Origin of the sequence: Paenibacillus ehimensis NBRC 15659, from assembly GCF_004000785.1 — a bacterium.
GTDB lineage: Bacteria > Bacillota > Bacilli > Paenibacillales > NBRC-103111 > Paenibacillus_G > Paenibacillus_G ehimensis.
This window is the reverse complement of sequence record NZ_BILX01000137.1, coordinates 1-8,112: the sequence shown is the minus strand read 5'-3', so window position 1 is coordinate 8,112 and position 8,112 is coordinate 1. Positions and strand designations below refer to the sequence as shown.

Below are 8,112 nucleotides of genomic sequence, written 5' to 3'. Positions count from 1 at the left end.
CCTAAAATGTACCTGCCCTTATGAAATTGTGGTATGTAATGATGTCTTTGAGACATTATCTATCTCCTATCAAAATTTATTATTTTTGAATTTAATATATCCCAAAGAACACAATAAAACTTTATAAACCGATACACAATATCGTTTCTTGATTATTATTAATTTCACTTGATAAAGCACGCTTATTAAATGAAATTTGGAACAGATTTTAATATGAAAAACCCTTATTTAATAAGGGTTCCACGATAACATTTACGGTATAGTTTTTAGCTTTATTTTGATGGATTGCCGCATAGTGAAGAGGCGGGTAGCTGGGCAATTCAAAGAAAGTGATGTTCATTTTATGCGCTCCTTATTAGTTCAATATATTTACATCTCAATCTATTAATGGTATTTTAGAAATATGATTCACCATTATTTGGGAGGTTTGAATTTATGAAACTATCAAAAAAAGTCGGTCTAATTTCCTTATCCCTTGTACTTTCCTTTGCAACTTCGGCATTTGCTCAGCATCAACAATATATTTTGCCGAAATCGAGTTTCAGTAATTACATTTGGGTAAATGGTGGAAAATACTTTACAAATATTAGCGCTGCTTGTGTCGAAGTACAGAATGATGCTGCATTATACATTCAATACTGGGATAAAAATGATAATTTTGTCTCCTCCCCGTTACTTACAGGATCAGGTTGGCAATGTGACCCTTCTGATGCAGGTTCAAGCGGCACGTATAAAATCAGATTAGTTAACGCTAATAGGACTTCCAGTGTAAAATTAATTGGCGGAGAAATTATCTATGAAAAATAGTTGATTTCCATGGGGAAGAGAAAATAAGTCTCTTCCTTTTTTTGTTTTTATCATCATATATTATGCTATCGAAATTTTGGTACGTACCAACTCTCTGCAGGTTCTCCTGCACTCCCCCTCCTATCAAAATTATAAATCTCCTTCGCAACTATATCAGGCCTCATTCCGATTGCTAGTGTGCAGGACAGGCGAAAATACTATGAAATTGTTGAAAAGGTTTCGTGAAAACAAGCGGTAGCGAAATGCTATCTTGGAAAAGTGAAAAACAGCCCCCTAAGATGTTTGCCGATCATAACGGTCTCGGAAATCTCCGCGCAAAGTGCCTGTACACAAAATTTACATCGATTCAAAGAAAAGAGACATTCCCCCGCGAAGGGGGAATGTCTCTAAGTTTCACAAGATCTTCACATCCGCTTTACCTACCGTTAACCTTTTATTGTTATCCTAAATATAGAAAATTTATAAAATATAGGATGGAGTGAACATGATGAGAAAAACAAAGTCCACAGTCGTTGCCGTTCTTGCCCTCGCCCTTGCACTTCCGGCCGCAGTCCCGACATCATTATACGGCAGCTATGCCTATGCAGCCGGCGAGCCCCGGGCCAGCGTGCTTGCCGCAGCGGAGACCGATGCCGTAAGCAGCGGCAGCGATGCGGCCGATGACCCTTCGATTTGGGTACACCCTTCCGATCCGTCGAAGAGCGAGATTATCGCCACGAATAAAGACGGCGGAATTCTAGTCTATGACCTGAACGGCAAACAAAAATATTCGTATCCGGTAGGCAGAATGAACAACATCGACGTACGCTACGGCGTGCCTCTGGCCGGAAAAAAGGTAGACATTGCAGCAGCGACGAACCGGACGACGAACACCATCGATATTTTTGCCATTGACTCCTCTAGCGGAGCGCTCAAGCAGATTAACGGAACGCCGATCGTGTCCGGGATGAGCGAGGTTTACGGGTTTAGTCTGTATCACAGCCTGAAAACGGGAAAATTCTATGCGCTTGTTCTCGGTAAATCCGGGGAATTCGAGCAGTACGAGCTGTATGATAATGGTCAAGGCGCCTTGAACGGCAGGAAGGTCAGAGCCTTTCAGCTCGCCTCCCAATCGGAGGGAATGGTCGCTGACGACGAATACGGCCGATTGTACATCGCGGAAGAAGAGGCAGGCATCTGGAAATACAGCGCTGAACCGGACGGCGGTGAGTCCCGCAAGCTGGTCGCAGCGGTTGACGGTAAGCGGCTGACGGCCGACGTTGAAGGATTGACCTTGTATTACGGCAAAGGCGGGGACGGGTACCTTATTGCCTCGAGTCAAGGCAGCAACAGCTATGCCGTGTTCGACCGCGAAGACGCGGACTACAAAGGAAGCTTCGTCATTGCGGACGGCCCCAAGATCGACGGCACAAGTGAAACCGACGGCATCGACGTTCTGAGCTTCGGACTCGGCGACGCTTATCCGAAAGGAATTTTTATTGCCCAGGACGATCAAAATCTGCAGGACGGCGCGGTGATCAATCAGAATTTCAAGCTTGTGAAATGGGATGCCATCTCCAAGGCGTTCAAGAAAACATTCGGAGACGATCTCGATATCGATAACGAGGTGAATCCAAGGAAACTGAAAGACCGGCAGGACGATTAAACAAAATGCGCGAATCCCCTTCGCCATTCGGTAAATGGTGTGATAAAGCTGCATAAGAAACAATCATGGGGTACGCCCGGCACTTGCATCGTTTTAATCCACTTTTTTAAAAAATACTCTTAAAGATAAATATATAGTTGAACTTAGAAGAGCTAACCCAATCACATTCCAAATTAGTTCCATAGAAACACCACCCAATCCGTTTCATGAATCTATAATACTACTATTGGAAGTATTTGTCGAATTTCATGGGCATTTCAGACTAATTACATCTTGTAAGTATGTTCAATGTACAACTAAAAAAGGGAATGCAGATGCTGGTAGCATCTGCATTCCCTTACACAATAGCCCCTTTTAGGGGCAGTGGCTTCAAAGGCTGTGCCGAAGTTGAATAGAATAGGATCTGATGAATAAATGACCGGTTAAATAGGCACACGCTTGCTTGCAATAATTGTGGATATCGCAACTTTGTTGATCAGAGTATCGTTTCCATTCACCTCCAGAACAATTGTGTATTGATCATGAAACTTGACTACCCCTTTCATCTGAAATCCATTTTTGGTGATTAAGGTAACGGGTATCCCCTCCTCGGTTAAAGTATTCAGGAAATTGCTCTGTACCGTTTCATTTGCTTTCGCTTTGTTCATTGGAATATCCCTCTCTATGTTTTTAGGATTCCTTGTTATTTTAACATAGTTGGTTATATTTCCCAAATAGTAAATGCATTGCGCGATCGATTCATATAGAAAAGACATCCCCCCGCGAAGAGAGAATGCCTCCATGTTGATATGCCGAATTAACCTCCGTTGACGACAAGAACAGGACCGATGGCCGTATTCGCATGTTCTTTGATTGCATAATCCGCGCCTTTATCTTCCTCCAAATCGAATGAGGGATACACCACTTTTTCAGCTTGCTCTTTACGGTCTTGCCTTGGCCGCAATCATGCTCATTCCTCCCACACGTTCGTTTTCCAACTACAGCCGCTCCTCGCTTCTACTTGTTCACATTTTTGTTGTATAGATTTCCGCCGCCGATTCTGACGTCGTCGTGCGCTTTCGTGCCCGTCGCGGCGCTCGTGGCGTAGACAACGTATCCCGGCGCATTATCGAGATTCACCTTATTGTTATAAAACGTGTTGTCCTTTCCGGTCGGGTACTTGGAGCCGTGTGTCCGTACCTGAAACGCATCCGCCACCTTCGGATTCCCGTTCCGGTAGCCCTCGTTGTCACGGATCACGGAATTGACGCCCTTCACGTCAACGAAGCTATCGGCGCTGTTGTCGCCCGTCATGCCGGTTCCGTTAAAATAACAGTGCTCGACCACGGTGCCGTCGGCGCCTTCCTTGATATCGATGTGCTCCGCCGTAATCCCGCCGTCGAAGACGGTGTGCCGGATCGTATTCCCGATCACGGTATGCTCGTAAGGCGAGCTCTCGTCCGAGCCGACATAAGCTCCTTCCCCGTACCCCGGCTGGTAGTTGCCCGTATCGTAAATCTTGGAGTATTCCAGCGTATTGTACGAGCTCCCGTCCCGAAAATGGACGCCCTCGTCTCCGACCCGGTGCACTTCAACGTTGTTCAGCAGGTTATTGTTGCCGTTATCGACTACAATCCCTTTTTGGGCATTCGTAATGATCAGATCGCGGATTTCCCAATAATCCCCGGTCAAATGAATGCCATACGACCCGTCGTTTACCGCTTTTCCCGTTAAAATCGCCCGGTTCCCGGGATCGCAGCTTTTCAGCACAATGTGAGCGGCAGCCGTTCCGTTTTTCGGCGAAAAGAACAGTCCGGGCCCATAAGGATCATCCGGTGTTCTGGGCGTATCCCCGGACGTCGACACGTCGCCAAGGTAGGTTCCCGGAGCGATGCTGATGATATCGCCGGGCTTCGCATTTTTCATGGCGTTTTGAATCGCCGGCGTCGAATTTAACGCGCCCGAGCACCCGGCTCCGACCGCATCCGTCGTCGCGCTGACCGGACGGCTCGCGCCGGAGGCGTTGCCTGCCGCATCCTTCGCCTTGACCGTGAAAGTGTATGCCGTATTCAGATTTAATCCGCCGACGGTCGCGGTCGTTCCTGTTACCGTGGCAGCCAATGCCGGTCCGTTATCCACCTCGTAGGCTGCGACACCCGTATTGTCGGTAGAGGCATTCCATGCGAGAGACACGCTGGAAGAGGTTTTGCCCGTAACCGACAGCCCGGTCGGCACCGAAGGCGGCTGTGTATCGCCGCCGCTCCCCTCTGCATTCACGACAAGAACGGGGCGCCTCGCCGCATCGGCATGCTCCTTAGTCGCGTAATCGGCGCCCAAATCCTCGTTCAAGCCTACAAGCCGGAAGCTGACGGCTCCATCGGATTGGCTTTTCACAAACGCGGTCGCATCAAAGCTGACGTATACGCCTTCTTGATTGACGGTTGCCGTCCCTACAGAGGTGCCGGGTTCCGTCGGCTGATTCGCGCCGTTCATCGTCGATTCGCTCCACGCGTCATTTTGCAGCCCTCTGGCTTCCAGCGTGTAGGACGACGTGTTGCTATGAATATTCGTGACATACAGCTTCAGGATCGCCGAGTTGATCTTTCCGCCGATCGAAGACAGATTGAATTTCACGTAACCTTTACGGTCGTAAGAGGCATTGGAGGCCCTCAGCTTGACGCTCATGGTATCCGAGGAGCCGTAGTTGTCGTTGGCATACGTACCGCCTCGAACGAAGCTGTCTTCCGCTGCCGTCAGCGTCACCGGCACTGGGTTCTGCGTGTCCCCCTTTGTCGTCGCGCTAACGGCGTTGCTCGCTGCGGATACGTTGCCGGCAGCATCCTTCGCCTTGACCGTAAACGTGTACGTCGTATTCGCACTCAGCCCGCTGACCGTTGCGGCGGTGCCGGTTACGGTTGCGGCCAGCGTTCCGCCGTTGTAGACGTCATAGCCCGTGACGCCGACGTTATCTGTCGAAGCGCTCCAAGACAGAGACACCGAGGAGGACGTGACGCCGGTTGCCGTCAAATTCGCCGGTACTGAAGGCGCTTGCGTATCCCCGGGATTGCTGCCCTTGCAATTCAATACGGCCGTTCCGCCCCCCAACAAAGAGCTCCCGGAAAACGTCAAGCAGTCGTAGACGCCTTTGTTCGGTGCGAGCGCATAGTCCACTTTCTCGTTATCGGTCCAAGTGCCGATCAGCGTCCCGGCCGGCTTCTCCAGGTGCGCCCACTTGCTTCCGTCCCAGCCGATCTGATAGATCCGGTGCGGGTCGTTGTAAGGCGCATACGTCGTGTAGCTTCCGCCTTCCGTCTCCTGCTTACTCATCGTGTTGTTGAAAAACACGTTCTGCTCGCCGGTCGAGCCCGACCATTTGGACGCATGCGGACCCGCTCCGTACCAGATGGGGTACCATGTTCCGCCTTCCGGCTCGGCGCCGCCTTCTCCCTCGCCCCAGCTGCGATGACGGAAAGGAACGGCGATGACGTTGTTCTCGACGAGATTGCGGCGCTCCCAGCCGCCGTGCAGATTCATATCCACCGTCATCGTATTGCCCGAAACGACGTTGCCCGTGGCCGACCACTGCAGCGTCAGATGACGGACGCGGTCGATCGTATTGTTCATAATTTTGCTGTCGTACAATTTGGAGCCGCGGAAGTAGCCGTGGCCGCCTTTGCCTTTGTTCCACGAGCCGAAAATGACGTTATCCCGAAACTCCATATATCTGGCAAATTCGGTGACAATCGGGTGCGAGCCCGTCATGTAGGTGCGGATGCCCTTCACCCAGCCGTTTTGCGCCCATTTAAACACAATTGCATGGATCGCGTATTCCGGGGCCTCGTTCGTATATTTCAGGCCGACGCCGTTCGGATTGGTGACCGGGTCGTAATCGTTAACGTTTTTGTTGCGATACTGTGTGTAGGAGATATCTTGCGTGAAATAAAAATTTTCAAAGCCGACGCCTTCCACGAGCTTGATCGGCATCACCTTGCTGTAGTAGGTTGTTCCCAGAATCGCCCCGCCGTTGCTGTACGGAATGTCAAACTCCAGCGGCTTGTCGATCGTCAGCGTATCCCCGCTCAGACTTGTCACTTTAAACATTTGGCTGCGCATGTGCTGGTTGATCCAGTAATGTTGCGGCGCGCCCATCATTTGATAAAAGTCCGCCGTATTGGCCGCTCCGACGTAGATCGTATCTCCGGCCTTGAATTTTTTGCCGCCTCCGCTTGCCAGCTTGATTTGATGGCCGCCCTTCGTTCCGCCTCCGGCATTGGCTACCTTGACGCCGGATTTCCAATGAAAGTTGATGCTGCCTTCATAGTTGGGCTCACCCGGATCTTTATCCCGGTCTTCCACGCGAAAAGCGCCGTACCCCGGCCACAGCTTGCCGTCGATGACGGGCAGGCCGTTGTCCGATACGTACGTGCTTGCAGGCCTGAATACGATCTTCGTTCCCGTGGCCGGATCGGTGCCCGCGCCTCGAAACGTCACCCAGCTGGCGTCCGCCCGGATGAATTTGCTCAGATTGATCTCCCCGGCGGGAAATTGCAGAATGGCCCGGTTCGTCTCGCTGACCTTAGCGCCGTTCACGGTTAACGAACCGCTGCGGATCGCGTCGATGACCGCCTGCAGCGCATCGGAATCGTCCTTGCCGTCGTTGGCCTTTACGCCTTTGGCCGTCAGATCGATGACCGTCCCTCCGGTCGGCAGCGGCGCCCCGCCCTTATAGCCCGCATGAGACCAATCCGGAAGCGACGGGTGAACCCCGGCGGCCTCCGTTTTCGAAGCCGAAAAAAAGCCCCAGGAAGTCATGACAAGCGCCGCGCTCAGCATCCATGTCCAACCTTTTTTCATTGCCAATATAAACAGTCCTCCTTCTGGTAAGAGCAGTTGCCGACTTTTTCGTGAATTGGAAATGGTATGCGCTCCCCCCCTTTTTTGCCGGAGAATAATGAACCATTTTCTGGGATGCGTGAAAAATATTTTGTTAATTAAGTTTTAATCCCATTTCACCGAATAAGGAAGCGACAAATTCTAGGCGAAGTGTTGTTTTCTTTAGGTCGCCCTCGCGACCATGCTCTTCCCACCGGAAAGCCGGCACAAAAAAACAATCTAATATAAGCGCTGGCCGCCAGCGTCTTCCGGATCATGCAGCAGGGAAGCTTCCCGCTCGTTCTCGGGGGCGATCACAGCTCTGGATCGACGCCCATTCCGATTTGAACACGCCCGATACGACGCCACCCGGCAACATTCACGGCATGTCGCTCGCCGCAAGTCTCGGACAAGGCGACGAACGGCTGACCCGAATCGGGGGCTTTAGCCCGAAGATCAGGCCGGAGCACACGGTTCTTCTCGGGGTAAGAGATCTCGATCCGGTCGAAGCACCCGGCACGGGAACGCCGGTGAAAGGCGGACTCAGCTATCGGGAAGCGCACCTGGTCCTTGAGCTGCTGCACGAATCGGGAATCGTGACGTCCGCCGAGCTGGTCGAGGTGAATCCGTCGCTCGATACGGGGCAGAAGACGGCACAGCTCGACGTCGATTTGCTCGCCTCCCTGCTTGGCGAGCAGATTTTGTGATCGGCTGCCGTATCGCCGATCTTGCCGCCGGACGCGTTCAGGCGGCATCCCGCAAAAGCAAAGTGCTTCTGCCGCAGCGTGGCTGCCTGCAGAAGCACTTTT

5 protein-coding genes and 1 pseudogene are annotated in these 8,112 nt (G+C 51.3%); 3 read left to right on the top strand and 3 right to left on the bottom strand.

The features are described from left to right. Nucleotides 1-435: 435 nt before the first annotated feature. Together PEH01S_RS33495 and PEH01S_RS33490 are read left to right on the top strand one after the other, a co-directional pair. Nucleotides 436-807: a hypothetical protein gene (locus PEH01S_RS33495; protein ID WP_127490376.1), complete on the top strand. Its 372-nt coding sequence runs from the start codon at nucleotides 436-438 to the stop codon at nucleotides 805-807. A 487-nt stretch (nucleotides 808-1,294) separates the two neighbouring features. Further along, on the top strand, nucleotides 1,295-2,452 hold the full coding sequence (locus PEH01S_RS33490; RefSeq protein WP_127490377.1) for a phytase: 1,158 nt from the start codon (nucleotides 1,295-1,297) through the stop codon (nucleotides 2,450-2,452). Between the two features lie 422 nt (nucleotides 2,453-2,874). Here PEH01S_RS33490 and hfq read toward each other — a convergent pair whose 3' ends face one another. From hfq to PEH01S_RS35690, 3 genes are all read right to left on the bottom strand, one after another. Next, nucleotides 2,875-3,099 (bottom strand): RNA chaperone Hfq, encoded by a 225-nt coding sequence (hfq, locus tag PEH01S_RS33485; RefSeq protein ID WP_127490375.1) that lies wholly within the window; start codon nucleotides 3,097-3,099, stop codon nucleotides 2,875-2,877. A 149-nt stretch (nucleotides 3,100-3,248) separates the two neighbouring features. Next, entirely contained in the window at nucleotides 3,249-3,395 is a 147-nt protein-coding gene (locus PEH01S_RS34945; RefSeq protein ID WP_164828133.1) for a hypothetical protein, read from the bottom strand. Nucleotides 3,396-3,448: 53 nt separating this feature from the next. Continuing rightward, nucleotides 3,449-7,285 (bottom strand): CBM96 family carbohydrate-binding protein, encoded by a 3,837-nt coding sequence (locus PEH01S_RS35690; protein WP_246063142.1) that lies wholly within the window; start codon nucleotides 7,283-7,285, stop codon nucleotides 3,449-3,451. 270 nt (nucleotides 7,286-7,555) lie between these two features. On the opposite strand from PEH01S_RS35690, the pseudogene PEH01S_RS33475 reads away from it, so the two are divergent. Then, a pseudogene (locus PEH01S_RS33475) lies at nucleotides 7,556-8,010 on the top strand (arginase family protein); the annotation flags it as partial. Nucleotides 8,011-8,112 lie beyond the last annotated feature (102 nt).

Excerpts from the sequence above, each read along its gene's own strand:
- PEH01S_RS33495 (WP_127490376.1), top strand. The coding sequence starts at position 436 with ATGAAACTATCAAAAAAAGTCGGTCTAATTTCCTTATCCCTTGTACTT.
- PEH01S_RS33490 (WP_127490377.1), top strand. The coding sequence starts at position 1,295 with ATGAGAAAAACAAAGTCCACAGTCGTTGCCGTTCTTGCCCTCGCCCTT.
- hfq (WP_127490375.1), bottom strand. The coding sequence starts at position 3,099 with ATGAACAAAGCGAAAGCAAATGAAACGGTACAGAGCAATTTCCTGAAT.
- PEH01S_RS35690 (WP_246063142.1), bottom strand. The coding sequence starts at position 7,285 with ATGAAAAAAGGTTGGACATGGATGCTGAGCGCGGCGCTTGTCATGACT.